This is a genomic window from Porphyromonas uenonis DSM 23387 = JCM 13868 (genome assembly GCF_000482365.1).
GTDB lineage: Bacteria > Bacteroidota > Bacteroidia > Bacteroidales > Porphyromonadaceae > Porphyromonas > Porphyromonas uenonis.
On sequence record NZ_KI535307.1, the window covers coordinates 187569 to 213569 of the forward strand.

General features: G+C 53.5%; 24 protein-coding genes, 1 pseudogene and 1 riboswitch. Of the genes and pseudogenes, 19 read left to right on the plus strand and 6 right to left on the minus strand.

Going from position 1 to position 26001, the window contains the following annotated elements:
- Positions 1 to 469: pseudogene (locus L215_RS10235) on the plus strand (InlB B-repeat-containing protein); the annotation flags it as partial.
- A 310-nt stretch (positions 470 to 779) separates the two neighbouring features.
- On the opposite strand, the gene L215_RS0106030 reads toward L215_RS10235, so the two are convergent.
- The 3 genes from L215_RS0106030 to L215_RS0106040 are packed head-to-tail and all read right to left on the minus strand — an operon-like array spanning position 780 to position 2712.
- Positions 780 to 1568 (minus strand): TrmH family RNA methyltransferase, encoded by a 789-nt coding sequence (locus L215_RS0106030; RefSeq protein WP_025883445.1) that lies wholly within the window; start codon positions 1566 to 1568, stop codon positions 780 to 782.
- Positions 1569 to 1580: 12 nt separating this feature from the next.
- Complete coding sequence (locus L215_RS0106035; RefSeq protein ID WP_027451506.1) at positions 1581 to 2330, minus strand: biotin--[acetyl-CoA-carboxylase] ligase; 750 nt, start codon at positions 2328 to 2330, stop codon at positions 1581 to 1583.
- The gene (locus L215_RS0106040) at positions 2311 to 2712 is read right to left on the minus strand and encodes an MmcQ/YjbR family DNA-binding protein (RefSeq protein WP_025883443.1); all 402 of its coding nucleotides are present in this window, start codon (positions 2710 to 2712) and stop codon (positions 2311 to 2313) included. Before L215_RS0106040 ends, L215_RS0106035 begins: the two co-directional genes overlap by 20 nt.
- Before the next feature lie 47 nt (positions 2713 to 2759).
- Here L215_RS0106040 and rdgB point away from each other — a divergent pair, with 47 nt between their 5' ends.
- The 14 genes from rdgB to mutY all read left to right on the plus strand — a co-directional run bounded on the left by rdgB (position 2760) and on the right by mutY (position 18355).
- Positions 2760 to 3350 carry an RdgB/HAM1 family non-canonical purine NTP pyrophosphatase gene (rdgB, locus tag L215_RS0106045; protein ID WP_025883442.1) on the plus strand — a complete coding sequence of 197 codons (591 nt, stop codon included), beginning with the start codon at positions 2760 to 2762 and terminating at the stop codon, positions 3348 to 3350.
- Positions 3347 to 5683: a type IX secretion system anionic LPS delivery protein PorZ gene (porZ, locus tag L215_RS0106050; protein ID WP_027451507.1), complete on the plus strand. Its 2337-nt coding sequence runs from the start codon at positions 3347 to 3349 to the stop codon at positions 5681 to 5683. Before rdgB ends, porZ begins: the two co-directional genes overlap by 4 nt.
- A 14-nt stretch (positions 5684 to 5697) precedes the next feature.
- Entirely contained in the window at positions 5698 to 7104 is a 1407-nt protein-coding gene (locus L215_RS0106055; protein WP_025883440.1) for a C1 family peptidase, read from the plus strand.
- A gap of 411 nt (positions 7105 to 7515) precedes the next feature.
- The gene (lon, locus tag L215_RS0106060) at positions 7516 to 9981 is read left to right on the plus strand and encodes an endopeptidase La (protein ID WP_025883439.1); all 2466 of its coding nucleotides are present in this window, start codon (positions 7516 to 7518) and stop codon (positions 9979 to 9981) included.
- A gap of 28 nt (positions 9982 to 10009) precedes the next feature.
- Positions 10010 to 10552: a DUF1599 domain-containing protein gene (locus L215_RS0106065; protein ID WP_025883437.1), complete on the plus strand. Its 543-nt coding sequence runs from the start codon at positions 10010 to 10012 to the stop codon at positions 10550 to 10552.
- A 26-nt stretch (positions 10553 to 10578) separates the two neighbouring features.
- Positions 10579 to 11880 (plus strand): BT_3928 family protein, encoded by a 1302-nt coding sequence (locus L215_RS0106070; RefSeq protein WP_025883435.1) that lies wholly within the window; start codon positions 10579 to 10581, stop codon positions 11878 to 11880.
- A gap of 16 nt (positions 11881 to 11896) precedes the next feature.
- Positions 11897 to 12661: a triose-phosphate isomerase gene (tpiA, locus tag L215_RS0106075; RefSeq protein WP_027451508.1), complete on the plus strand. Its 765-nt coding sequence runs from the start codon at positions 11897 to 11899 to the stop codon at positions 12659 to 12661.
- 44 nt (positions 12662 to 12705) lie between these two features.
- Complete coding sequence (locus L215_RS0106080; RefSeq protein WP_044111844.1) at positions 12706 to 13134, plus strand: SPOR domain-containing protein; 429 nt, start codon at positions 12706 to 12708, stop codon at positions 13132 to 13134.
- Positions 13135 to 13286: 152 nt separating this feature from the next.
- Complete coding sequence (folE, locus tag L215_RS0106085) at positions 13287 to 13829, plus strand: GTP cyclohydrolase I FolE (protein WP_211247122.1); 543 nt, start codon at positions 13287 to 13289, stop codon at positions 13827 to 13829.
- Between the two features lie 42 nt (positions 13830 to 13871).
- Complete coding sequence (locus L215_RS0106090; RefSeq protein WP_025883428.1) at positions 13872 to 14417, plus strand: IS1096 element passenger TnpR family protein; 546 nt, start codon at positions 13872 to 13874, stop codon at positions 14415 to 14417.
- Between the two features lie 18 nt (positions 14418 to 14435).
- Positions 14436 to 15407: a tRNA (adenosine(37)-N6)-dimethylallyltransferase MiaA gene (gene miaA, locus L215_RS0106095; RefSeq protein ID WP_025883427.1), complete on the plus strand. Its 972-nt coding sequence runs from the start codon at positions 14436 to 14438 to the stop codon at positions 15405 to 15407.
- Positions 15404 to 16195 (plus strand): RadC family protein, encoded by a 792-nt coding sequence (gene radC, locus L215_RS0106100; RefSeq protein ID WP_025883425.1) that lies wholly within the window; start codon positions 15404 to 15406, stop codon positions 16193 to 16195. Before miaA ends, radC begins: the two co-directional genes overlap by 4 nt.
- A 71-nt stretch (positions 16196 to 16266) precedes the next feature.
- The gene (gene pfkA / locus L215_RS0106105; protein WP_025883424.1) at positions 16267 to 17250 is read left to right on the plus strand and encodes a 6-phosphofructokinase; all 984 of its coding nucleotides are present in this window, start codon (positions 16267 to 16269) and stop codon (positions 17248 to 17250) included.
- Between the two features lie 13 nt (positions 17251 to 17263).
- Positions 17264 to 18355, plus strand: a complete 1092-nt coding sequence (gene mutY, locus L215_RS0106110) for an A/G-specific adenine glycosylase (protein WP_025883423.1) — start codon at positions 17264 to 17266, stop codon at positions 18353 to 18355.
- A 577-nt stretch (positions 18356 to 18932) separates the two neighbouring features.
- Here mutY and rd read toward each other — a convergent pair.
- Both rd and L215_RS0106120 read right to left on the minus strand, forming a co-directional pair.
- A complete protein-coding gene (rd, locus tag L215_RS0106115; RefSeq protein ID WP_004330944.1) occupies positions 18933 to 19097 on the minus strand; it encodes a rubredoxin in 165 nt (54 codons plus the stop codon).
- A 30-nt stretch (positions 19098 to 19127) separates the two neighbouring features.
- Complete coding sequence (locus L215_RS0106120; RefSeq protein WP_025883421.1) at positions 19128 to 19379, minus strand: GlsB/YeaQ/YmgE family stress response membrane protein; 252 nt, start codon at positions 19377 to 19379, stop codon at positions 19128 to 19130.
- 438 nt (positions 19380 to 19817) lie between these two features.
- Between L215_RS0106120 and bioD the strand changes: the two genes are divergently transcribed.
- Both bioD and L215_RS0106130 read left to right on the plus strand, forming a co-directional pair.
- Positions 19818 to 20492, plus strand: a complete 675-nt coding sequence (gene bioD, locus L215_RS0106125) for a dethiobiotin synthase (RefSeq protein ID WP_238296448.1) — start codon at positions 19818 to 19820, stop codon at positions 20490 to 20492.
- Between the two features lie 36 nt (positions 20493 to 20528).
- Positions 20529 to 22787 (plus strand): RelA/SpoT family protein, encoded by a 2259-nt coding sequence (locus tag L215_RS0106130; protein WP_025883418.1) that lies wholly within the window; start codon positions 20529 to 20531, stop codon positions 22785 to 22787.
- A gap of 84 nt (positions 22788 to 22871) precedes the next feature.
- Here the strand turns inward: L215_RS0106130 and ribB are convergent, their stop codons facing one another.
- Positions 22872 to 23507 carry a 3,4-dihydroxy-2-butanone-4-phosphate synthase gene (gene ribB / locus L215_RS0106135; protein ID WP_025883416.1) on the minus strand — a complete coding sequence of 212 codons (636 nt, stop codon included), beginning with the start codon at positions 23505 to 23507 and terminating at the stop codon, positions 22872 to 22874.
- A 103-nt stretch (positions 23508 to 23610) separates the two neighbouring features.
- Positions 23611 to 23731: riboswitch (FMN riboswitch) on the minus strand.
- Positions 23732 to 23839: 108 nt separating this feature from the next.
- Here ribB and nspC point away from each other — a divergent pair.
- Positions 23840 to 25006 (plus strand): carboxynorspermidine decarboxylase, encoded by a 1167-nt coding sequence (nspC, locus tag L215_RS0106140; protein WP_025883414.1) that lies wholly within the window; start codon positions 23840 to 23842, stop codon positions 25004 to 25006.
- Between the two features lie 30 nt (positions 25007 to 25036).
- On the plus strand, positions 25037 to 25996 hold the full coding sequence (gene ftsY / locus L215_RS0106145) for a signal recognition particle-docking protein FtsY (RefSeq protein ID WP_025883412.1): 960 nt from the start codon (positions 25037 to 25039) through the stop codon (positions 25994 to 25996).
- Positions 25997 to 26001: the final 5 nt, after the last annotated feature.

A 26001-nucleotide genomic window follows, 5' to 3' on the forward strand; every position in this document is an offset into this window, starting at 1 on the left:
CGAGAATCAACTGACCAGCTTGGACGTGTCAAAGAACACAATCTTGAAAGAGCTATACTGCTCCAGCAATCAACTGACCAGCTTGGGTGTATCCAAGAACACCTTCTTGACAAAGCTTAACTGCTGCTGTAATCAACTGACCAGCTTGAATGTCTCTGGTTGCACCATCTTGACACAGCTTGACTGCTTCAACAATCAGCTGACCAGTTTGAACATCTCAAAGAACATCTTCTTGACACAGCTTGACTGCTTCAACAATCAACTGACGAGCTTGGACATATCAAAGAATACCGCCCTAACAAAGCTTGCGTGTTCCAGCAACCAACTGACTAACTTGAACGTGTCAAAGAATACCGCCTTGAAAGAGCTATACTGTGGAGAGAATCAATTGACCAGCTTGGACGTGTCAAAGAACACCGCCTTGACAACGATTGAGTGTGACAACATTCCGCTGACCTCTAACCCCTAATCTCTAACAACATATCTTTACGGGAAAATTCGTCCGATTCTCTCCTTTCTCGAATATCCACGTGGAAAATCTCAAATCTCCACGTGGATATTTTTTATTTTCCACGTGGGCGTCATTCAATTCCTCCGAAGTTTCATTTGATTCCTCCGAGGAATTTTTTCTTTCCTACCTGGGAAATAAAAAATATCCACGTGGGCATTTCGAAATATCCACGTGGAAATCACTTTTCCCCGACATAGTGCCGCTTTGATATGTCGTCGGGTCTAAATTATTGTAACGAGTCAGCGTTGAACTTCCCCAGCCAGACTAGCTAAAGCATCAGATGCGCCATAACGATAGCGCCAGCGACCGCTACGTTGAGCGACTCGCAATGGCTATCGACAGGCGACGGGATCGTAATTCGCTGAGAGACTAGAGCAGAGAGCTCGGGCGAGATACCATTACCCTCATTGCCTAGTACCAATATATAAGGTTGCTCAGGCGTCAGTCGTAACGTGCGAAGCGGTGCGCCATCGATGAAGGTCCCTATCACAGGTATCTCCGTCTGCGTTAGCATCGTGAGCAGAGCCGACCTATCGGTGTAGCGATAGACTTGCACACGCGCCAGAGCACCCATAGTCGCTTGTAGCACCTTGGGCGAATAGATGTCTGCGCATCCCTCCGTGCAGAGGACTTGTCTGATGCCCATCCAGTCGCAAGTGCGTAGGAGCGTCCCGACATTGCCTGGGTCCTGCACATCGTCTAGAAGGAGCGTGGGTTGTTGCAGTGCTTGGGGAGCCTCTACCGTTGGGATCTCGCAAAGCGCCAGTAGCGGACGAGGGCTCTTCAGTCCACTCACCCGCTCTATCTGCTTCGGATCAGGCAGGATTACCGCCTCGTCAATGCTCGCTGTGCATCGCTCTAGCAGTGGCTCGACCAGCTCCGCTGTACCAACGAGTAGCTGGCAACGATAAGCTGGGAGCATCTCGCCGATCAACTTCTCGCCCTCAGCGATAAATAGGTTGGACTGCCGACGATACTTCGCCAGCTGCAAGCTTTTAATCAGCTTCACCTCAGCATGCGTGAGGGGGCGGTGCTCTATTTTCGTGCGCTCAGACATACTCTTCTTATATTATAGGTAGACAATCTCTTTGAAGGCATAGCGTCGCTCCTCCCCCGTAGTGGTCGTTAGGACGAGTTGCCCCTGAGGGCTTACCTCCTGGATCGTTGCATCAAACGCCTCCTCCGTGGCGACATCACGGTAGCGAGCTGGGATGCCTCGCTGGTAGAGGAGATCGTTGTACTCTGCGTGAAGCGCCGTATAGTCTTGACGAGCAAGCTGCTCCCCTAAGTGGCTTAGCATCTGACGGAGAAAAGCTTTCACATCATAGGTCTGCCCCGTCACAAGGCGCAAAGAGATCGCTTGCGGGAGCTCAGACGGGAAAGCCTCCTCGTTGATATTCATCCCAATCCCAATAATCGTCTCTGCGACCGAGCCCTCGGCCAGAGCGTTGTGGATCAGTATGCCGGCTATCTTGTGGTCATTGACGAAGAGGTCGTTCGGCCACTTGATCGCAATGGTGTCCTCGCTCGAAAGCAGCTCCTCGTAGCTCTTATAAACCGCTAGGGCGGTCGCCTCGCTAATAGACCAGATCTGCTGCAAAGGTCGATCTAGGCGAAGGTATATCGAAGGGAGCGCATTGAGCCGAGGACTACTAAACCAACTATTGTTTAGCTGTCCTCGTCCCGCCGTCTGATAGTCCGTATGTATGACCGTTCCCGAGGGGAGGTCGGGCCTCTCCTTTAGGAGCTTGACTAGGTAGTCGTAGGTGCTCTCTATGGGGTGGTCTAGTTCGGTTATCTCAAAGGAGATCTTGCTCATTCTGTGCTTGGTTATAGATTTCTATTCCGAGAGGCAGGAGACGCTGCTGGATCTTCGGGAGCTTGCGCCATACCTGTGCATAGGAGTGACGTAGGAGCCGAGCGATCCACTCCTCAGACTCACTGGTCGGTAGCTCCAGCTGTACCCAGTGCTTCTTATTAAGGTGAAAGGCGGGCTGCAGGTCACTATGCCGATCCAGTAATGGCTCTATCAAGTCGGGGTTCACCTTGAGCGACACCATGCCTGGGTCATGCTCCAGCCACAGCAGCGCAAAGATGCGTCGCGATAGACGGTAGGTCACCACCTCTGGACCAAAAGGCGCATCCACCTCGCAGTAGGGCAACTGACGACAGAGCTCATCTATTTGGCTTATCCCATTCATTTCAGTACTTTTGTAACCAACCTTATGTAGAACCTCCACAAAGTTACATGAAAGTCCTTTACCTTGCCACACACAATGCTCACAAGCTCCTCGAAATCCAGTCGATGCTCGGAGATACTTGCGAAGTGCGCTCAGCCTCTTCGCTAGGACGCTACACAGCTCCCGACGAGAGCGCCTCCACGCTCCTAGGCAATGCCACCATCAAGGCGCAAGCGCTCTACGACCTCTACCATAAGCCCTGCATTGCGGACGATACGGGGCTCTTTGTTGAGGCACTAGGCGGTGACCCAGGCGTGCACTCAGCTCGATACGCTGGTCGTGACGGTGACGACGTGGCTAATAGGAAGCACCTCCTGGACTCCTTAGCCTCACACCCCGAGCCGTGGCGCGCTTACTTCGAGTGTGTCATCGTACTGATCGATAGTCAGGGCGAGCAGCACCATTTCGTAGGTCGTGTCGCAGGACGTATCATAGACCACGAGGAGGGCGCCGAAGGCTTTGGCTACGACAGCCTCTTCGTGCCAGAGGACTTTGACAAGACCTTTGCCATGATGAGTCCACAAGAGAAGAACGCCATCAGCCACCGCACACGAGCCGTCGACCAGCTCCGCACATACCTTACCCAGCACAACCTATGAAAGCCTCCATACACCTACTCCTCCTCCCGCTCCTTCTGTGCTCCATCCCGCTAACAGCTCAAGAGCCACTGTGGCAGTGGCACCTAGCCGTAGGAGATGTAGAGCTCGTCGCCGATCTGCCCGAGCAGGTACTCTTCACCACCGAGGGCGTCATCGGCACCGTCTCTCCAGAGCATCCCAATGAGATCCACCTCCTCGATGGCTTGACCCCTATCAGCGACCTAGACGCTCGTATGATCCGCTACTCGCCGAGCCACAAGGTCACCACCGTCTACTACGCTTCGGGGCGTATCGACCTCATCTACAGTGACCACATCTACAACCTAGTAGGCATCAGCGACAATAGCAATCTCAACGACAAGACCGCCACGCGCATCTTCTATTATAAGGAGTACGCCTTCATCGCGGGTCACTTTGGGCTCATGCAGATCGACCTCAACAATCATCAGGTCGTTGCTACAGCCTTCCTAGGCAAAGAGGTGCTAGACGCCTTTGCTCTAGACGAAAAGCTCTATGCGCTAACCAAGGAAGGGCTACGCTCTAGCACCCTCTCGCAAAACCTCCAAGACCCCGCCTCCTGGAGCCTCATTAGCAGTCTACCTGAAAAGGAGATGATCGCCATCACCGCCCTACCCGATGGCTCGCTCTGGTACATAGACAGCCTGAAGAACCTCTATCGCACCACGCTAACCCAAGCCAGTGCCACCCCTCAGATGATGGCGCAGAGTGGCTGGGCCCAGCGTCTCTTCCCGCTAGCCGATGGCATCGCTGTCGCAGGCGCCGACTCACTACTCGTGTGGCGATCTGGAGGCGAACGCATACGCATCGATCTACCCGCCCGTCTGCAAAGTCTCTCAGGCGACAGCTCAGCAGATCGGCTATGGTTCACATCGGGTGGCTCTCTCTACAAAGCCGACCTCGCCTCCGCCTCCGAGGGCAAAGTCTCTCTCGAAAAGCTACCCCTCGAAGCCAATGCCCCGAGGGTCAACAAGCACTTCTACATCACCTTTCAGCATGGCAGGCTTTACTCCGTCAGCGGAGGGCGTAACTACAACGCCTTCTGGATACCTGGTCACATACAGATCTACACCCCACCGCGATGGGACAACTGGACCTACTGGCAGATCGTCGAGCAGACCAACTACGTCCCCGTCTACGACCTCGTCTCCATCGCCGTCGACCCGCATGACGCTAACCACTACTTCGTTGGTTCTTGGGGCGAAGGGCTCTATGAGATCCAAGGGCGCTTGATCCTCAATCGATACACTCCAGACAATGCTCCATTCGTCAGAGCTTGGGACAATGACTCACCCACAGCACACAACGTCCGTGTCGGCTCGCTATGCTACGACCATAGGGGCAACCTATGGATGGCGCAAGGTCAAGGGTTGGTAGCCAACCCCCTCGTAGTGCGCACTCCTGATGGCACGATGAAAGCTATCTCCTACCCAGACATAGAGTTGGTCAACGCCTTCGGTCCCATGCTGGCCCTACCCAATGGTGTCAAGTGGCTACTCATATACCACCGCAGTGCTGATGGCAATAACGGTGTCTTCATCTTTGACGACAAGGGTACACCGCTAGATCAGTCAGACGACGAGTACCGCCTCGTCTCTAAGTTTGTCGATCGTACTGGCAAGGAGATTGACGCTAAGCGCTACTACGACCTAGCTCTAGATCCATCGGGTAGCCTTTGGATAGCTACTGACAAAGGGCCCATCTGCGTCGCCAATCCCAGTAGCTTCATCTCGCAAAGCACCCCGCTAGCCTCTAGACCCGTAGGGGGACAGGAGCCCAACCTTTACTACGTCCTCGACAATATGCCCATCACCGCCATCGCCATCGATGCGCTCGGCAATAAGTGGTGTGGCACCGGATCAGACGGGCTCTACCTCCTCTCCTCCGATGGCACCAAGCTCCTAGCACACTACACCAAGGACAATAGTCCCCTACTCACCAACGACGTCCTCTCCCTCGCCATTGACAAGGAGCGAGGAGTCCTCTACATCGCTACCTCAGCAGGGCTCGTCTCCCTCTATATAGGTCAGACGAGTGACTGGTCCGCACAGAGCAAAGAGGTCTACATCTACCCCAACCCGCTACGCCCCGAGGACCCAGACCTCATCACCCTCACCCAGCTCCCCGCAGGCACTACCGTACGCATCCTAGACGGTGCGGGCAATCTGATCTATCAGGAGGTCGCGCAGACTGGCGAGCTCACCATCACCACCCGCCTACCGAGCGGTGAGCGCTACCCCTCAGGCATTTACCACGCATTACTATCCGACAGCGAGGGCAAGCACAGCTACTCCATCCCCTTTGCCGTCATATAATCTATATCGCTTTTATGAAGAAACTTCTCTTTCCCTTACTCCTATTACTATCCAGCGTCATGCTACTAGCACAGAGTGAAAGCTCCAATCGCAGCGACGGTGCCATCACACCCGAGCTTCTACAGAAGCTCCAGCAAGCTACTCCAAAAGCTCCTGCTGAGCGAGCCCTCCACAATAGTATCGTACAGAACGGCATGGTTCTAGCCAATGCCGAGCTTGCGACACCGCCCGACGATCACTTCACCTACCGAGTACCCACGAAGGGGATTACCGATCAGAAGAGATCTGGGCGCTGCTGGCTCTTCACCGGCTTCAACGTCCTACGGGCTAAGTTCATCAAGGACAACAACCTCGGAGAGTTTTACTTCTCTCACTGCTACTCCTTCTTTTGGGATCAGCTAGAGAAGGCCAACCTCTTCCTCGAGAGCATCCTCGAGACCCGCACGCTCCCCATCACTGACCGCAAGGTGGAGTGGCTCTTCCAGCATCCGATCAATGACGGTGGGCAGTTCACCGGCATCTCGGACAACCTCCTCAAGTACGGCGTCGTGCCCAGTGACGTGATGCCAGAGACCTATAGTAGCAACAACACCTCACGCCTCTCCTCACTCATAGCCAAGCTCCTCCGACAGGGTGGTATGGAGCTACGCTGCAAAGCGGAGCAAGGCGCCACAGTAGCAGAGCTACGCAAGGAGAAGGAGATGACCCTACAAGCCATCTACCGTCTCCTCTGCCTCAACCTTGGCACACCGCCCACAACCTTTGAGTACACCCTCAGAGATGCCGACGGCAAGGTTCTCTCGACCAAGGAGTACACCCCGCTAAGCTTCTACCAGGAGATGATCGGTCTCAATCTCAAGGATGACTACGTGATGATCATGAACGATCCCTCGCAGCCCTACTACGAGACCTACGCTATCGAGTATGATCGCCACGCTTGGGATGGCAAGGACTGGACCTACATCAACCTCCCGATGGAGGAGATCAAACAGATGGCCATCGCCTCCCTCAAGGATGGCAACATGATGTACTACTCTTGCGATGTAGGCAAGGAGCTCAATAAAGAGTCTGGCCTGCTCACCCTCGGCTACGACGACTACGAGGCGATCACGGGCGTTCCGATGACTATGACAAAGGGCGAGCGCATCGCATCCTTTGACAGTGGCTCCACACACGCTATGACGCTCGTAGCGGTAGACCTAGACAAGTCGGGCAAGCCCACCAAGTGGATGGTCGAGAACAGCTGGGGCGCCACCTCTGGACATCAGGGTCATCTGATCATGACGGACGAATGGTTTGACGCATACACCTTCCGTTTAGTAGTCAATAAAAAGTACCTCACACCACGTGCCAAGGAGCTCCAGGGCAAGACACCCAAGCTACTACCCCCGTGGAGTCCTATGTTTCGTGCCGAAGAGTAGTCGTCAAGTCGTCAAGTAGCGACCACCGGCTCAGCGCATCGGATAGCACGCCTATCGCACTAATCGCTATCTGACTTCAGGCACACAGAGCAACTAGAGCAGGCTCAATCGCTTCGTCAAGGCGGTTGAGCCTGCTGCTTTATCTCTACGTGTCAGCTGGCGTCGCCCTATGAAGAGACTTTGCCCACCCTATGGCAGCGAGCTTCGGAGACTTGCTGAAGAAACAGACTTTCTCCCGAGGAATTTGAGATTCTCCACGGAGCGATCTGTCTATTCCTCCGTGGAGATTGCTATTTATAGGCAGCGTGAGGTAGCTCTGGTCGCTTCCCTTCCCACGTCTACTCGGATAAATGTGGTATATTTGCAAACGTTACAAGCAGATTTGCGCAATAGATAGCTAATATCGCCGATATGAAAGAAGACAATTACGACTTGGTGGAGACCGACTTGCCCAACGTTGGCTCAGGGGGCATGGTCATCCCTCTGCCGAACGTTATAGATGAAGATGAGATACTTGACGATGAGCATGAAGCTCTTATGGCACTTTTAGGGAATACCTATCCCGTGCTACCCGTCTTCAATGCGGTCCTCTTTCCCTGCGTCTTACAGGCAGTCATGCTGACTGAGGACAAGCAGATAGATGCCGTGAGCAATGCCATGTCCAAGGGGCAATACATAGTTGCCACGACTTACATCGGAGAGGATCCCGACACCCCCATCACACCAGGCTCTCTCGCTAAAGAGGGAGTCCTCTGTATCGTCGAGGATATGATCCACCCCTCGCCAGACAATGTCGTAGCGATCATACGAGGCATCATACGGGTCCACACCAGTACCTATACGCAGACGAATCCCTACCTGCGCTGCCGGGTCGAGTCGCCACGACCATTACCTCGTTCGGAAAGGGATCTGATGAAAGACACGGAGCTTTTTGTCGCTTTCAACAAGCTACGCTATGAGCTGATCGAACTGGTCAAAATGCGACGCATGGAGGGCGCTGAGGACTTTGTCGAGGCGATCAATGCACAAAGCAATCTCCCCTTCCTCATCAACTTTACCCCTGCTTATCTCTCTCTAACTCCTAGGGCTAAGCTGGAGCTCCTGAAGATCTCAGACACGAAGCATCTCGTTATGGAGCTGATCTCCTACGTACGTCAGACGAACGAGCTCGTACAGATCAATGAGAAGATCGCCAAGCAGACTCAGTCGGACATGGACGAGATGCAGCGCAAGCACTTTCTAGAGCAGCAGATACGTACCATCCGCGAGGAGCTAGGCGAGAGCGACTTTGCCGACCAAACCATTGAGGAGCTACGAGAGGCTGCTACGAAGAAGCAGTGGAGCGAAGCGGTGCAGAAGACCTTCGACCGTGAGCTGGGCAATCTAGAGCGCATCCCGACGCAAGCTCCCGAGTACTCGATACAGCTACAGTACCTGCGCCTGATGATTGACCTGCCGTGGCAGGAGTATAGTCAGGATCAGTTTGACCTCAAGCGTGCGGAGGAGATACTAAACCGAGACCACTTCGGCCTAGAGCGTGTCAAGGAGCGTATCCTAGAGCATCTAGCCGTCATCAAGCTCAAGGACGACCTCAAGTCCCCGATACTCTGTCTCTACGGCCCTCCAGGTGTGGGAAAGACTTCACTGGGCAAGAGCATTGCCGAGAGCCTCGGACGTAAGTATGTGCGCATCTCCCTCGGAGGTCTGCACGACGAGGCGGAGATACGTGGACACCGACGCACCTACATAGGAGCGATGTGCGGACGTATCATTGACAGCATCAAGAAGGCAGGGACGAGCAATCCAGTCTTCGTACTAGATGAGATAGACAAGATTTCGTCAGACTACAAGGGCGACCCTGCAGCAGCACTCCTAGAGGTGCTAGACCCGGAGCAGAATGTGGCCTTCCACGATAACTACCTAGACGTAGACTATGACCTGAGCAAGGTGCTCTTCATCGCTACGGCGAATACGCTCAGCACCATCTCGCGTCCGCTCCTCGACCGTATGGAGCTGATACAGGTCTCGGGCTACCTGCTGGAGGAGAAGGTCGAGATAGCTCTTCGTCATCTCGTACCCAAGGAGCTGGAGGCGCACGGACTGACGAGCGACCAGTTTGCTATAGACACCGACGCTCTGACCTATCTCATCGAGGGCTACACACGAGAGAGTGGCGTGAGGTCACTACAGAAGAACCTCGCAGCGCTCATGCGCAAGCAGGCTAAGCGTGTTGCCATGGGACAGAAGTACAGCGTACAGATCACTCCTGAGATCATACAGCAAGACCTTCGCACGCCACCCTACACACGAGACATATGGCAGGACTTTGGCATGCCAGGCATCGTCACGGGTCTAGCCTGGACTGAGGTGGGTGGAGAAATCCTTTTCATCGAGAGCTCTACGCATCGTGGCAAAGAAGGCAAGGTGACGCTCACGGGCAATCTAGGAGATGTGATGAAGGAGAGCGCCGTCATCGCTCTAGACTATATCAAGGCTCACTGCGAGGAGCTGGAGATACCTGAGAGCACCTTTGACAAGTTGGAGATACATCTACATGTCCCCGAGGGGGCTATTCCGAAGGATGGCCCGAGTGCGGGTATAACGATGGCGACTTCGCTCGTATCGACTTTGACTAGGCGCACGGTCAAGCCACGCATCGCTATGAGTGGTGAGATAACGCTCACAGGGCGTGTCCTCCCCGTGGGTGGTATCAAGGAGAAGATCTTAGCGGCCAAGCGAGCTGGCGTCAAGACGCTCATCCTGAGCAAAGAGAATGAAAAGGACATCTTAGACATCAAGCCTATATACATTGAGGGCTTGACCTTCTCCTATGTAGAGACGATCAAGGAGGTGCTGGACCTAGCGCTCAACGATTAGCCACACGCACCCTAAAGCTTTAGAGTCTATGAATACAGAGCAGCAGTATCATAAGGTGGTCGCAGAGTGTAGGACGCTTTTTGCCCAGAAGCTACACGACTACGGAGCTTCCTGGCGTATCCTGCGCCCCGCCTCACTCACGGATCAGATGATGATCAAGGCGCTACGCATACGCTCCCTAGAGACGAAGGCGGAGCAGCGTGTCGATGAGGACGTAGACAACGAGTACATCGGCATCGTCAACTATGGCATCATCGGTCTCATACAGCTAGAGCGCACACCGAGCGACAAGCCTGACCTATCGCCCGAAGAGGCACTGGAGCTATACGACCAACTCATCGAGAAGACTTACCAGCTGATGGTTGACAAGAACCACGACTACGATGAGGCGTGGCGCAAGATGCGCATTAGCTCGATAACTGACATCATACTGACGAAGATATTTCGCACCAAGGAGATCGAAGACCTCGCAGGCAAGACGCTGGTGAGCGAAGGCATAGCGGCTAACTATCAGGATATGATAAACTACGCTATCTTTGCACTCATCAAGTTGCGCTTTGATCAGGCATAGCGTACACCACATTTACAGATAATCCTATGAGCCGTCAACGAGTCCAATACATCCTATCCGAACTCTCCCGCATCATACTAGCAGCTCTCTTACTCTTCTCAGGATTTGTCAAGGGGGTTGACCCAGTGGGAGGTGCAATCAAGATAGAGGAGTACCTCAGAGTGATGGGGCTGGGGAGGCTGCAGGGTGTGGCTCCCGTCCTCTCGGTGGCACTCTGCTCCTTTGAGTTCCTCCTCGGAGGCTTTCTCTTGATGGGGCTCTGGAGGAGGATCACGATATGGGCCACTACCCTCTTTATGGGGGTGATGACGCTGTTGACACTCTACCTAGCGCTCTTTAACCCTATCAGCGATTGCGGTTGCTTTGGCGATGCGCTCAAGCTGACCAATTGGGAGACCTTTGGCAAGAATGTCTTCTTCATGGCTGTCACGATAGTTTACCTGCTTACCTATCGCAAGGCGAGCCGTCCTTTCCGCGGGACCACTGGCTCCGTAGCTACGGCTTTACTTCTATTGGGCTGGGGTATTTTCGTGGGAGGTAACCTAAGGCATCTGCCGCTCATTGACTTTCGCCCCTACAAGATCGGCGCCTCGCTACGAGAGCTGACAATGGTCCCTGAGAATGCGCCTCAGGAGGAGATCGAGTACCTCTTTATCTATGAGAAGAATGGGCTGCGAGAGACATTTAATATGGAGGAGCTCCCCGACTCCACTTGGACTTACATAGACCGCCAGGAGCGAGTCATCAAGGAGGGCTACAAGCCTCCTGTCATGGACTTTGCGATCTATGCGGGAGGGAGCTCTCAGCAAGCGACAGAGCGAGACGTGACTCAGACGATGCTACTCAATGAGAGTCCGCAGATATGGGTCATAACGCCAAACTGGGAGACGATACCCACACAGATGGGACGCAAGCTCAATGCACTCTACGAGTGGGCTGAGTCTGTCGGTGTCGCTATGTACGGCATCTCTGGCAGTACACCCGAGGAGCGTGGACGCTGGCGCAATAAGACGGCCGCCGCCTATCCGCTCTACTTTTGCGATGGGACAACGATCAAGACGATGGCTCGGGCTCAGCCTTCTGTCATACTGGTCTCTGACGGTGTCATCCTAGACAAGAGAGCTGCTCGAGACTTGCCGGACAAGTACACAGATCAGGATTACGAAAAGCTTTCGGCCTTACTACGACAAGCGCCTCACGCTGGACTACACATAGAGCGTTGGGGGCTCCTCGTTGCTTGGATTATCTTTTGCCTTGTCATGCTAATCCAAAGCGTACAGTGGGAGGACAAGGCTAAGTACTCCGAATATCAAATCAAGACTAAATAACCAACACAACAATATCATGGACAAGAGAACACTCATCGTAGCTGGAAACTGGAAGATGAATATGACCCTTGACGCAGGGCTCCAACTCATCTCAGAAATCAAAGAGCAGGTGGCTAAGCTCAGCAATCCTTGTAAGGTAATCCTGGCTCCTCCCTACATTCACCTGGGAGCGATGAAGGGACTGCTCGCAGGAAGTAGCATAGAGTATGCTGCACAGGACTGCTCAGCACACGAGGCTGGTGCTTACACTGGCGAGGTGTCCGCTGAGATGATATGCTCCTGTGGCTGCACCTACGTCATCATCGGGCATAGCGAGCGCCGTGCTTATCACAAAGAGAGCGCCGAGCTACTGGCTCAGAAGATTGATCAGGCTCTCGCTCATGGGCTCAAGGTCATCTTCTGCGTTGGCGAGCAGCAGGCTGAGCGTGAGGCAAACCGCTACTTCGAGGTGGTCGATGAGCAGCTACGTGGTTCCCTAGGACATCTCTCACACGAGCAGATGGAGCAAATCGTCTTGGCTTACGAGCCTGTATGGGCTATCGGCACTGGCCTGACGGCAACGCCTGAGCAAGCACAAGAGATGCACCAGCACATTCGCCAGACAGTGGCATCGCTCTTTGACAAGAAGCTAGCAGACCTCACCACGATCCTCTACGGAGGTAGCTGCAAGGCTTCAAATGCTGAGGCGCTCTTCTCACAACCCGACGTCGATGGCGGGCTTATCGGAGGAGCTGCACTCAAGGCCGATACATTCTTACCCATTATCACAGCAAATAAATGAGGCTTCTAGCGCTTATTAGGCATTCACTCGTCCTACTCTTGAGTGTGACCGTACTCTCTGGCTCACTTGCAGCTCAGGAGCGCACGCAGGAGCAGGACATATTCACCCAGATAACTACACAAAGTAGTGGAGGCAACGTGACTATCACGCAGCCTAACTGGTTGCGCAATCTCGTAGGCAAGACGACCTTTCATACCTCTAGGGCGAGCGTCCGCACGGGGTATCGCATACAGGTCTACACGAGCAATATGCGTGGCGCTAAGCAGGAAGCTTATCGCTTAGCTAGCCGAGTAAGGGGTGCAGCGCCTGAGCTCTCTGCTTATGTCACTTATAGCGCGCCCTTCTGGCGCCTATCGGTCGGCGACTACGGTTCGCGACAAGAAGCTCAGCAACAGCTCAACGCCTTGCGTGCCTCCCACCCACGACTCATGCGAGAAGCCTACATCGTCCGAGAGAAAGTACGTATACGCTAAGCTCTACGCACATCTGTACCACCTATCGACTTATCATTAAAAACTCTTTTCCTGAAAAGCATCTTACATATATGGAAGAGCCCCAGCAGATATTACACACTAATCAGAACTACGTTGTCAACGACTTTCTGTCTGAGCCACAGCTAGAGCGGATGAAAGGTCACGTCAAGGAGCTCCTCACAGAGCTAGGCGAAGATCCCACCCGTGAAGGGCTACTCAAGACTCCCGAGCGAGTCTCCAAGGCACTCCACTTCCTCACCAAGGGCTACCAAGAAGATCCCTTAGCGATCCTACGTGCTGCCACTTTTAGAGAGGATTACCAGCAGATGGTCATCGTACGGGATATAGACTTTTACTCTCTCTGCGAGCATCACATGCTACCTTTCTTTGGCAAGGTGCATGTAGGCTACATCCCCAACAAGTATATCACGGGACTCAGCAAGATACCTCGCATCGTCGAGGTCTTTGCTCGCCGTCTACAAGTACAGGAGCGACTGACCACACAGATCAAAGACTGCATCCAGCAGGCGCTCTCACCGCTAGGCGTTATCGTCGTCATCGAGGCACAGCATATGTGTATGCAGATGCGTGGCGTACAGAAGCAAAACTCATTGACTACAACGAGCGACTTCACGGGGGCCTTCAAAGAGTCAAAGACTCGCGAAGAGTTTTTCAACCTAGTACGTAGGAGCTAGCCCTGCATATTCATTTAGTTCACACGGCACGATATTCCTTTTATGATACATCACTATCACGTAACCTCCGAGGCTGAGGAGACCTTCTCTCTAGACTTTGAGATACAGGCTGACGCTACCTTTGCTCAGCTCATGGATCTGCTAATAGACACCTTAGACTTTGACCCAGCATCGATCGGTATGTTTTATCTCTGCGACGATCGCTGGGGGGAGATCGGACAGGTAGCCTCTAGCGACTTCTTTGAGACCGACGCTGGCAACCAATATGATATCGAAAGCTCTCGCCTAGAGGATCTGCTTGACGAGACAGGAGCGCGGATGCGTTATCTCTTTGACCTCTTTGAGGATCGCTATCTACGCCTTCAGCTAGTCAAGATACACAGTGGCTCGCTGTCCAGCCCTCAGATCATCTCTCTAGAGGGCAAAAAGCCTCGGCAGACGAACCCCGAGGAGTTTGTCGGCAGTCTAGGCGGTGACGCACTCTCTAGCGATGCTCCTCTAGGGATGATGGACGAAGCCTTTGGCGAGGAGCTCTTTAATGCTGACGAGCTCTCCAGCGATGGCTTTAGCATCGTAGATGAAGAGTAAGAGCTAGCGTCCTCTCCGATGAGCTGCTGCACTGGCAAACTGAAGGAGGTCTCCCCTACACTGGTCGTACTCACAGGAGCTACAGGCGTAGGTAAGACCTCCTTTGCTATAGCACTGGCGCGTCATCTAGGCTCCCCAGCTAAGCCCTTACCTATTCTCTCGGCAGACTCTCGGCAGATATACCGTGGCATGCCGATCGGCACTGCCACCCCCACGGAAGAGGAGCGACGACTAGCTCCTCATTACTTCGTAGCGACCCATGAGATCACTGAGTCGTATAGTGCTGGGCGCTATGAGCTAGAAGTGATGGAGCTCCTAGAGCAACTCTTTCGGGAGCAGCCCGTCGTCATCCTTTGTGGAGGATCGATGCTCTACATTGACGCTATCTGTAGTGGCATAGACGACATTCCTCCTGTTAATCTGGAGGTGCGCGCGCAGCTTCACGAGCGTTATGAGAAAGAGGGTCTAGCGGGCATCCTTGCTGAGCTACAAGTCGTTGATCCGCTGTACTATAATAAGGTAGATCATTGCAATCATCGTCGTGTGATGCATGCGCTAGAGGTGTACCTCAGCAGCGGAGCGCCACTCTCCTCTTACCACTCAGGCGAAGATGCCGAGCGCCCCTTCCGTCTGCTCACCTATGCCCTGACACGTCCTCGTGAGGAGCTCTACCAACGCATCAACCAGCGCGTGGAGATGATGATCAAGGAGGGCTTGGTCGAGGAAGCTAAAGCGCTCTACCCTCATCGTCAGCTCAATGCGCTCAATACGGTAGGATACAAAGAGCTCTTTGCATATTTCGATGGGCAGTACGATCTAGCAGAGGCGATACGTCTCATACAGCGCAATAGTCGCCACTTTGCCCGTAAGCAGCTCACCTGGCAGCGACGCCATCACGAGTTCGCTCCGCTTGACCTATCCACTCCCTGGGAGCCCCTCCTAGAGCGTATCCAGCAAGACTTACTCACCCAGCCACAGACCACCAGATGAAAGCAGACTCTCCCAAGCCATTAGCCAAGGCCTCTACTAAGACCACCATCAAGCAGTGGAGCGAGGAGGACCGTCCTCGCGAAAAGCTCCTCAGACTTGGCGCTCGACACCTATCAGATGCGGAGTTGCTGGCTATCTTCATCAACTCTGGCACGGAAAAAGACTCAGCTCTAGACCTAGCGAAGCAGATCATGACCGGTCTAGATAACGACCTAGGTCAGCTCCTAGAGATAGACCATGCCTACCTCACAGGTTGCGAACCAGGAGAGAAGAAAAAGCGATTTGCTGGACTAGGAGATGCACGTGCCTGCACCATACTCGCAGCCATCGAGCTGGGGCGCAGACTGCGAGACACGCCACCGCCTCAGCGCACTCCGATCACCTGTAGCCTAGACGCGTATCGCGTCTTAAGACGTCATTTAGAGAGCTTAGACCATGAGGAGCTAAGGTGCCTTTACCTAGATGCCTCGGGGCGAGTCATCAAGGACGAATTGGTCTCCTCAGGAGGGGTCAGCCACGCTGTAGCCGATCTGCGACTTATCTTGGCTCCCGCCATCACCCACTACGCCTCGGCTATCATACTAGCGCACAATCACCCCACCGGTCACCTACAGCCCAGTGCCGAGGATATGGACCTCACCAAGCGGGTCAAGCAGGTAGCCTCCGTCTGCAACATACGTCTCAACGACCACCTCATCCTCGGTCGTTACCACGCCTCGGTAACCTCTGACGGCGAGCGCTCACACTACCTGAGCTTTGCGGACAATGGTCTGCTCGCAACGCTCTAGCTCCACACTTGAGGTAAAAGTGCTACCTTTGTAGCATAGATAACTATCTAAATCTAACTAACACTCCAAGCATGAATCGCATCAAACGAATTGGCGTACTCACATCGGGCGGTGATGCCCCAGGCATGAATGCCGCTATACGTGCCGTCGCTAGAGCTTCACTATACCACGGCATCTCTGTATGTGGCATCATAAAGGGCTATACAGGACTTATCGAAAACAATGTCATAGAGCTTACCGTCGAGAACGTAAGCAACATCATACAGCGTGGAGGTACTATCCTCAAGACAGCGCGCAGCCATGAGTTTGAGACTCTCGAAGGACGTGCTCGCGCCTACGAAGTCATTCAGGAAAATGAGATAGATGGCCTCGTCGTCATCGGTGGTGACGGCTCACTCACTGGAGCACGACTCCTCGCCAATGAGCACAACCTGCCCATCGTAGGTATCCCAGCCACCATCGACAACGACCTCGCTGGCACCGACCTCACGATAGGTTATACGACAGCTCTCAACACCATTATGGATGCTGTCGATAAGCTGAGAGACACCGCTTCAAGCCACGAACGCATCTTCTTCGTCGAGGTGATGGGACGTGAGTCTGGCTTCCTAGCACTCAATGGCGCTATCGCTACTGGCTCAGAGGGAGCTCTCATCCCCGAAGACCCCACCAGTACCGAGTCGCTCAAGAAGATGATCGAGAGTGGCTTCCGCAAGACCAAGAGCAGTAGTATCATCCTCGTCACCGAGAGTGGTGAGCGTGAGGGGCAGACACTCTTCATCGCAGATGACTTCAAGCGTCGCTATCCCAAGTTTGACATCCGTGTCACCATCCTAGGGCACTTACAGAGAGGTGGTATACCGTGCGCTACCGACCGCATCATGGGTAGCCGAATGGGTGCAGCTGCCGTGCAGGCTCTCCTCGATGAGCAGCGCAATGTGATGATTGGGTACGACAACGATGAGATCGTCTACGTACCTTTTGTCAAGGCTACCAAAAAGCAAAAGCGCATCGACCCAGACCTCATCGAGTTGCTACACATGCTCTCTATCTAAAGAAGCTCCACACTTGAGTACACTGCTTACCAAGCTACACAGCTGGTACCAAGAGAATCATCGTAAGCTCCCCTGGCGAGACATACACGACCCCTATCGTATATGGCTCAGTGAGGTGATCCTACAGCAGACACGGATAGATCAGGGGACGAGCTACTACTTACGATTTGTCGAGCACTACCCCACCGTCTCAGACCTCGCAGCAGCTCCGCTTGATGAGGTACTCAAGCTCTGGGAGGGACTGGGCTACTACAGCCGTGCTCGCAACTTACATCGTGCAGCTCAGATCATCGTCCATGAGTTGGGGGGCACCTTCCCGACAGATTACCAGACAGTCCGCGCTCTCCCTGGCATTGGCGACTACACCGCTGGAGCCGTCCTCTCCTTTGCTTATGATCAACCATACCCTGCCGTCGATGGCAACGTGCTCCGCGTACTGAGTCGGCTCTATGCCTCTGAGGAGCCGATAGACACCACCCAGGGAAAGAAGTACTACACCGCCCTAGCCAGACAGCTGGTCGAAAAAGCTCCGCATCCAGGACTACACAACCAAGCGATGATCGAGCTAGGCGCACTCATCTGCACCCCTCAGCTATGCGACTGCACCCGCTGTCCCGTCCACAGCGAATGCCCCTCTGCCGATAGTCCTGAGCGAGCCAGCTTACCACGCAAAGCGCTCAAGCTCTCCGTCCAGCCCCGACACTTAGGCTATCTCTTTGTACTCAAGAGAGGACCAGACCAGTGGCAGACGATACTCTACCAGCGTCCCACGGGCGATATATGGGCCAAGCTCTACCAGCCCACACTGCTATACGACCAGCTCGCAGCTCCGCAAGAGGAGCTACTCCTACAGCCTCTTCCTGAGCCACCTGCAGCACTAGCGCATTGCCAGCTACGCCCCTTCAGACGATATAAGCATCGGCTCACGCACCGACAGCTCTACATCGACTGTTATTACACCATACTCCCTGACAGTAGCACTCCACCGCTACTCGATGGCGGTACGTGGGTACCGCTACACGATGAGAGCGAGTGGCTGGCACTCCCCATCACGCTCAAGAAAGCACTCCTGCAGCTCACCTCCCATATCGAGACTGCTGAGTAGCTCTTAAACTCCGTAAATCTTACGAATAACGATTTATACACCCACCCGCTAGCCCTCATCTGTGGAGACTGTTGCAAAAGTCAACAGTCTCACAATCTTGCTTGCAAGATTGTCCAGACTTTGCAAAAAGGATGAAGCGCAAGGCGCTGAGGGTGAGGTCTGAAGGGAGCATACTTCCGTATGTGACCGAAGCCGAATCCCGAAAGCAACACAGCGATTCGCCTTTATGCAACAGTCTTCTGTGAGTCGCTATAGAGCGTGGAATACTCGTCTATGCAGTTTGTATCGTGCTGTACTTGTTACACATACGAGTTCCAAAAACAGTTCCCCTCTTGGAACTTTTTAGTTCCAAGGGAGGAACTTTTTAGTTCCAGCGGAGGAACTTTTCAGTTCCAACGGAGGAACTCTAAATTTCCAACGGAAGAAACTTTCTAGCCCCCACTCTTGACTATATATTGTTCGCCTGCCGCAGGAGTCATAAGCTCCTCAACAGAAGAGGTGCCCTACAACCAAATAGTTGGTCATAGGGCACCTCTTTGTTAGTTGTTGTGTCATCTAGTGATGACGTGGCACAGGCTTAGTCCTCCATTGGTGAGAACTGATCCTTGGAGACACCACACAGTGGGCACTCCCAGTCATCTGGCAGATCCTCAAAGGGTGTGCCTGGAGCTATACCGCTATCGGGATCGCCCTCTGCAGGGTCATATACATGGCCACATACATCGCAAACGTACTTTTTCATAGCTTCTTGGTTGAGTTGATTGTGTGTGAGCTACTTTTTCTTCTTATTGAATAGCCCTACGATAAATAGGATGACACAAGCTCCTACGACAGCACACACGAGTTGTGCCCACCAGGAGGTTCCTTCAGTTGCCCCGAAGAGCGAGTAGACCCAGCCTCCGACGACACCACCGAGCATACCGATGATGATGTTCCATAAGAACCCTAGAGACTGTCCTCTCATGATCCAACCTGCGATAGCACCCGCAGCTAGACCGATTAGTAAACTCCAAAGTAATCCCATATTATTCTGTTTTAATAGTTAGTGAATGTTGGCTTAATAGTCTCGCATCAAGAGCTTCTACATGTGACAAGCTCCCTCTGTGGTGACAAAGTTAATTTAATCTTGTGACATAGACAACTTTGCCACACAGTACATCAGGGCTAACGCATTATAACCAGCCATCTAGGCAGCTGCATATGACGATAACTAAGGGATACGTGGTTTGAGTATCTCTACTTAGTGGTTACAGAGACTCTCTGATTACACCTTCCTCCCGAAGAATTGAATTCCTACCTAGAAATTCCCCCAATAGCTACCTAGGAATTGAAACGGACTTATTTTTATCATGCGTCAGCGGGTGGAATGTACGGGGAGAAATGCAACTGTTCGCCAATTGATAGCTATTCTGTACCTTTGTAGATGGAGGAGATTGCCCTCCTCCAGTTAGTAGATGACGCTATGAAGAGTAACACACAACAATTACTATCCCCTCCTGATCGACTCTACGTATGTGGTATTGACACTGACATAGGTAAGACCTATGGGACTGCCTTCCTCATACGTACGCTCAGAGAGGCGGGTCATACAGCCTGCACCTCGATGAAGCTGGTCCAGACGGGATGCCATGAGATCAGTGAGGATATAGAGACGCATCGTCGTCTACTTGGAGAGCCTCTCTCGGAGTGGGACCGCCAGGGGCTCACCTGCCCCTACCTCTACAGCTACCCCTGCTCGCCTCACCTTGCAGCACGCATGGATGGTGGAGAGATAGCCCCCGAGCGACTCAACGAAGCTACCCGCCATCTGCAAGAGCTGGGCGCTAAGCCACTACTCGTAGAGTGCGCTGGTGGACTGATGGTACCGCTCACTGAGCAGCTCCTCACGATAGACTACATAGCTCAGCAGGAAGATCCACAGGTAGCTCTCGTCACCAATGGCAAGCTGGGTAGCATCAATCACACACTACTCAGTATCGATGCTTGCATGCACCGAGGCATTGAGGTGCGCTACCTTATATATAATGTGTACCCTGAGCAGGACGCGACGATAGAGCGTGAGACCATCGACTATCTCCAGGGATGGCTCGAGGAGCATCTGCCCTCGTGTCTCTTTATGAAGATGCCTATAGTATAGAGCTTCTGTCTAACCCCTTTTTCGTTCCCCTAAAATATGGAAGACATTTACCCCGTAGATTATAGTAACTCGACACTCTCCGACGAGGAGATGATACAGCGAGAGTACGATGCACTGATCTATGACTATGAGCACTCGAATCACCGCAAAAAGGTGGAGGTGATACAGCGCGCCTTTACCTTCGCACGGATGGCTCACGAGGGGGTCCGACGCAAGAGCGGAGAGCCTTACATCATGCATCCGCTCGCAGTGGCTCGTATCGTGTGCCGTGAGATAGGTCTAGGCTCTACATCGATCGTCTCTACCCTACTCCACGATGTGATCGAGGACACGGAGTACACGGAGGAGGATATAGAGCAGCTCTTCGGTCCTAAGGTGGCTCAGATTGTGGTCGGACTGACCAAGATCAGTAGCGAGATACTGACCGAGCGAAACATAGAGAGCCTCCAGGCGGAAAACTTTCGCAAGCTGATCCTGACGATGAATGCAGACATTCGTGTGATCCTCATCAAGATTGCCGACCGTCTGCACAATATGCGTACCCTGAGCTCGATGCCTGAGCATAAGAAGCTCAAGATAACGGGCGAAACGCTCTACATTTACGCACCGCTAGCTCACCGTCTAGGGCTTTTCGCTATTAAGACGGAGCTCGAGGAGTTGGTCTTCAAGCATGAGCACCCGAAGGCTTACGAGGATATCTGCAACCAGATTATTGACACGGAGCAGTCTCGTGCTGAGCTCTTCAAGCAGTTTAGCACACCTATCCATCCACTCCTCAAAGCTCGTGGACTGGACTACGAGATGAAGACGCGTGTCAAGTCCTGCTACTCGATCTGGAAGAAGATGCAGAAGAAGCAGATCCCCTTTCAGGAGATATACGATCTCTACGCCGTGCGCATCATCTTTGAGGAGACCCCAGGACTCAATGTCAAGGAGACTTGCTGGGGTATCTACACCGACATTACGAGCCTCTACCGTGTCAACAATGAGCGGACGCGTGACTGGGTCGCTCAGCCTAAGAGCAATGGCTACCGCGCACTACACTTTACAGTCATGGGACCCACGGGCAAGTGGATCGAGGTGCAGGTGCGTAGCCGCAAGATGGATGAGATAGACGAGCGGGGACTAGCAGCTCACTGGAAGTACAAGTCGGACGGTGTGGAGGAGGATCAGGAGATCACCAAGTTCCTCGACCAGATCAGCGAGCTACTGGAGAATCCGGACTCGAGCGCCATGGACTTCCTCGACACGATCAAGCTCAATCTCTACGGAGATGACATCATGGTCTTTACCCCCAAGGGGGATCCGATCACGCTCCCTCACGAGAGTACCCCGCTGGACTTTGCCTATGCGCTTCACTCGACACTCGGACAGACTTGCATCGGTGCCAAGGTCAATCACAAGCTAGTGCCTCTCAGCCACCCGCTACAGAGTGGTGACCAAGTGGAGATCATCTCCAGCAATAATCAAAAGCCCTCAGCGCTATGGCTTAAGTATGTCAAGACGGCTAAGGCTAAGAGCAAGATCAATGAGTTCCTCCGTGTGGAGCGTCGCAAGCTCATCAGCCAAGGCGAGGAGAGCGTGATCAACTACTTCGAGCAGCACGACCTCTCTGTCGATGCGGGACATATGGATCTTGTGGCAGCGCTCTTTGGCTTTCACAAGCGTGAGGACCTCTTCTACGCTGTCGGCTCTGGCACGGTCAATCTAGTGGAGTCGCTCTACAAGCGTATCAAGTCAAGCAAGAGCAATCGCTTCTTCAAGTCGGTCAAGGAGGCTCTCATAGGCAAGCAAGAGTCCATGCCCAAGCCTACAGAATCTATCTCTCAGATCAGTGAGATAGACTACAAGAAGCCGTACCTCCTCCAGAGCGATGCGATCAAGAGCAACTACGTCATGGCTGACGACTGCCATCCGCTCCCTGGCGACGAGGTGGTTGCCTTCGTCATAGACAACCAGGTAGTGGTGCATCAGCGTACCTGCACCGAGGCTATGCGTCTGAAGAGTAGCACGGGCAATAAGCTCCTCTCGACCATCTGGGGCGATCAGGGAGATACGCTCTTCACGGGCTCGATCATGATCGAGGGTATCGACTCTAAGGGTATCCTCAATGGGATCGTGCAGGTGATTACGGAAGACTTTCTGATCAACATATCCTCCGTACAGCTCCAGACACAAGACGGTATCTTCGGAGGAAAGGTGGGACTAGAGGTTCACTCAGCTGAGCAGGTAGAGCAACTCTGCGCAGCACTCAAGCAGGCTCCAGGCATTAGCAACGCCTACCGCATCTACTGATACGGAGCGTGAGTAAACAGAGCGAAGGAGACTACCACTCGTGGGCGGTAGTCTCCTTTTCTATTGGTCTCCTGATTTGTCGTTTTAGCTTTGCTGGCGGTAGGCAACGATATCCTCAATCGTGAGGACTGGCATATCGTGTGCTGCGCCAAACTTCTGAATCTCCGGCATACGTGCCATCGTCCCATCCTCGTTGGTTAGCTCGCAGAGGACGGCCGTATCGCCTAGTCCCGCAATGGAGACTATATCTATACTGCCCTCCGTATGTCCTCGACGCTCGAGTACGCCACCCTCTTTGGCTTGTAGCGGGAAGACGTGTCCTGGATGCACTAAGTCCTCTGGCTTGGCATCGGCTCGTGCAGCCGTCGTGATGGTGACGTAGCGGTCATGTGCCGAGACACCTGTCGTGACCCCTTCTTTGGCCTCTATAGAGATTGTGAAGGCAGTGTTGTTCACACAAGTATTGTGCTGTACCATCTGAGGGAGGTCGAGCTCCTGGCACTTCTTCGGCTTGAGGCAAAGGCAGATGATGCCACTGCACTCACGGATCATCAGTGCGATGTTTTGTGGAGTAAGTATCTCTGTGGAGAAGATGATGTCGCCCTCGTTCTCACGGTTTTCATCATCTACGAGTAGGATGCCACGCCCATCTCTGAGAGCTTGGACGGCAGCTTGGATGCGAGCCTCTACGGCTGGGGAAATTGTTTTGGTCTGTCCCATTTCCTTGTTACTTTGAGTTTATATAAAAAGCACGAGGATCTGTGGTACACAAAAGTAGATGCGTCGACCTATAGAGCCGAAGCCCCGATAGGGTCAGCGGCATCTTGATTCGAATACCATCCGGACTATCACCGTCGGTTATGGAGTTACACCATATCAGTCCCGCTATGGGAGTTGTGGACTATACCACCGGTAAGGAATTGCACCTCTCCTCTTGAATCAGTCGCAAAGGTACAAAAAAGCCACCTATCGTCATAGTCATCAGGAGCGATGTCGGGGCGCTTTTTGGTGCTACTCTTGCTATTTAGTACCTTTGCAGGAGATTAAGTACAATGCTCCCTATGCAACCCCACAAGATTACCACACCCTACTACCTACTAGAGGAGTCTCTCCTGAGACGTAACCTCGAGCTGATACGATCCGTAGCAGAGCGGGCGGGCGTGGAGATTATCTTAGCCTTCAAGGCGTACGCTCTCTGGCGTACCTTCCCTATATTTAAGGAGTACATCCACGCCAGCACGGCTAGTTCTCCGTGGGAGGCTCGCCTAGGCTACGAGGAGATGAGAGCTCCCGTGCATGCCTACACGCCAGCCTACAGCGAGGAGAATATTGCGGACTTCGTGCGCTACAGTAGTCACATCACGCTCAACTCGCCCACCCAGTGGCAGCGCTTCGGACCCACCTCACCTTACGCAGCCGAGCATATCTCTTACGGTCTGCGTCTAAACTTAGCTTACTCGCCTGTCAAGACGGAGATCTACAACCCCGCCATGCCAGGGACACGCTTCGGCGTGAGTGCCGAGACGCTACGACAGATGGAGCAAGAGGGTGCTTTGACAGGACTAGAGGGTGTGCATCTGCATGTCCTTTGCGAGGGCGATGACGAGCAACTGGAATTAGTGCTGGAGCGTCTCGAGGAGCGCTTTGGCTTTATCCTAGATAAGGTGCAGTGGCTCAACCTCGGGGGCGGACACTTGATGACGCATCGGGAGTACGATACGGAGCATCTGGTGGCGTTGCTACGAGCTTTCCGTGAGCGACACCCCAACTTGCGAATTATTATGGAGCCAGGCAGTGCTTTCGCTTGGCAGACGGGCGACCTCTACGCTCAGGTTGTGGACATTGTCACCAACGATGGCATCAAGACGGCTATTATGAATGTCTCCTTCGCCTGTCACATGCCTGACTGTCTTGAGATGCCCTACCATCCAGTCGTGGAGGGGGCGACACAATGCGACACGCCCGAGCCTGGCACGCACAGCTACCGCCTAGGGGGCAACAGCTGTCTGAGTGGCGACTACATGGGCTACTGGACCTTTGACCATCCGCTGGAGATCGGCGAGACGCTCGTCCTCAAGGATATGCTACACTACACGACGGTCAAGACGAACATGTTCAATGGTGTACAGCATCCCGCCATTGCGCTGCGTCATCTCGACGGCTCCGTGGAGACGCTCCGTAGCTTTGACTACTCGGACTACAAGTCTCGCATGGACTAATCATTTTAACCTAGAAGAAAGAGACCAACTATGGGACTATTCGGACTATTCTCAAAGAAGAAGAAAGAGACACTCGACACAGGTCTAGAAAAGAGCAAGACCTCTATGGTAGACAAGCTGACTCGTGCCGTAGCTGGCAAGAGCAAGGTCGATGATGAGATCCTCGACGACCTGGAGGACATCCTTGTGACGAGTGATGTGGGCGTGGACACGACGCTCAAGATCATCAAGCGTATCGAAGAGCGTGTGGCTCGGGACAAATATGTCGGCACGAGCGAGCTCAAAAGCATCCTGCGTGACGAAGTGGCGGCGCTCCTTGCGGAGAATGGCACGACCGATGGGGAGAGCTTCACACTCCCTGCCGAGGCGCATCCTTACGTCATCATGGTCGTTGGTGTCAACGGTGTGGGTAAGACAACCACCATCGGCAAGCTCGCCTATCAGTTCAAGCAGCAGGGCAAGCGCATCGTACTGGGCGCTGCAGACACCTTCCGCGCAGCCGCCATCGAGCAGCTAGAGATATGGGGAGAGCGTGTCGGCGTGCCAGTCATCAAGCAGCAGATGGGCTCGGATCCCGCTTCGGTAGCCTTCGACACGCTACAGTCGGCTGTGGCGCAGGATGCTGACGTAGTCATCATCGACACGGCAGGTCGTCTACACAACCAAGTGAGCCTGATGAACGAGCTCTCTAAGATCAAGCGTGTCATGGCGAAGGTAGTACCCGATGCGCCTCACGAAGTACTCCTCGTCCTCGACGGCTCTACGGGTCAGAACGCCTTCGAGCAGGCGAAGCAGTTTACCGCTGCCACCGATGTCTCAGCCCTCGCCATCACGAAGCTTGACGGCACAGCAAAGGGAGGTGTCGTCATCGGCATATCCGACCAGTTTAAGGTACCGGTCAAGTATATCGGACTCGGCGAGAAGATTGAGGACTTGCAAGTCTTTCGCAAGCGTGAGTTCGTCGACTCCATCTTCGGAGATGAGCTTTAGTCCAG

Bases quoted from the DNA above. Each gene is read 5' to 3' on its own strand.
- L215_RS0106030 (WP_025883445.1), bottom strand. From the start codon at position 1,568: ATGTCTGAGCGCACGAAAATAGAGCACCGCCCCCTCACGCATGCTGAG.
- L215_RS0106035 (WP_027451506.1), bottom strand. From the start codon at position 2,330: ATGAGCAAGATCTCCTTTGAGATAACCGAACTAGACCACCCCATAGAG.
- L215_RS0106040 (WP_025883443.1), bottom strand. From the start codon at position 2,712: ATGAATGGGATAAGCCAAATAGATGAGCTCTGTCGTCAGTTGCCCTAC.
- rdgB (WP_025883442.1), top strand. From the start codon at position 2,760: ATGAAAGTCCTTTACCTTGCCACACACAATGCTCACAAGCTCCTCGAA.
- porZ (WP_027451507.1), top strand. From the start codon at position 3,347: ATGAAAGCCTCCATACACCTACTCCTCCTCCCGCTCCTTCTGTGCTCC.
- L215_RS0106055 (WP_025883440.1), top strand. From the start codon at position 5,698: ATGAAGAAACTTCTCTTTCCCTTACTCCTATTACTATCCAGCGTCATG.
- lon (WP_025883439.1), top strand. From the start codon at position 7,516: ATGAAAGAAGACAATTACGACTTGGTGGAGACCGACTTGCCCAACGTT.
- L215_RS0106065 (WP_025883437.1), top strand. From the start codon at position 10,010: ATGAATACAGAGCAGCAGTATCATAAGGTGGTCGCAGAGTGTAGGACG.
- L215_RS0106070 (WP_025883435.1), top strand. From the start codon at position 10,579: ATGAGCCGTCAACGAGTCCAATACATCCTATCCGAACTCTCCCGCATC.
- tpiA (WP_027451508.1), top strand. From the start codon at position 11,897: ATGGACAAGAGAACACTCATCGTAGCTGGAAACTGGAAGATGAATATG.
- folE (WP_211247122.1), top strand. From the start codon at position 13,287: ATGAAAGGTCACGTCAAGGAGCTCCTCACAGAGCTAGGCGAAGATCCC.
- L215_RS0106090 (WP_025883428.1), top strand. From the start codon at position 13,872: ATGATACATCACTATCACGTAACCTCCGAGGCTGAGGAGACCTTCTCT.
- miaA (WP_025883427.1), top strand. From the start codon at position 14,436: ATGAGCTGCTGCACTGGCAAACTGAAGGAGGTCTCCCCTACACTGGTC.
- radC (WP_025883425.1), top strand. From the start codon at position 15,404: ATGAAAGCAGACTCTCCCAAGCCATTAGCCAAGGCCTCTACTAAGACC.
- pfkA (WP_025883424.1), top strand. From the start codon at position 16,267: ATGAATCGCATCAAACGAATTGGCGTACTCACATCGGGCGGTGATGCC.
- rd (WP_004330944.1), bottom strand. From the start codon at position 19,097: ATGAAAAAGTACGTTTGCGATGTATGTGGCCATGTATATGACCCTGCA.
- L215_RS0106120 (WP_025883421.1), bottom strand. From the start codon at position 19,379: ATGGGATTACTTTGGAGTTTACTAATCGGTCTAGCTGCGGGTGCTATC.
- bioD (WP_238296448.1), top strand. From the start codon at position 19,818: ATGAAGAGTAACACACAACAATTACTATCCCCTCCTGATCGACTCTAC.
- L215_RS0106130 (WP_025883418.1), top strand. From the start codon at position 20,529: ATGGAAGACATTTACCCCGTAGATTATAGTAACTCGACACTCTCCGAC.
- ribB (WP_025883416.1), bottom strand. From the start codon at position 23,507: ATGGGACAGACCAAAACAATTTCCCCAGCCGTAGAGGCTCGCATCCAA.
- nspC (WP_025883414.1), top strand. From the start codon at position 23,840: ATGCTCCCTATGCAACCCCACAAGATTACCACACCCTACTACCTACTA.
- ftsY (WP_025883412.1), top strand. From the start codon at position 25,037: ATGGGACTATTCGGACTATTCTCAAAGAAGAAGAAAGAGACACTCGAC.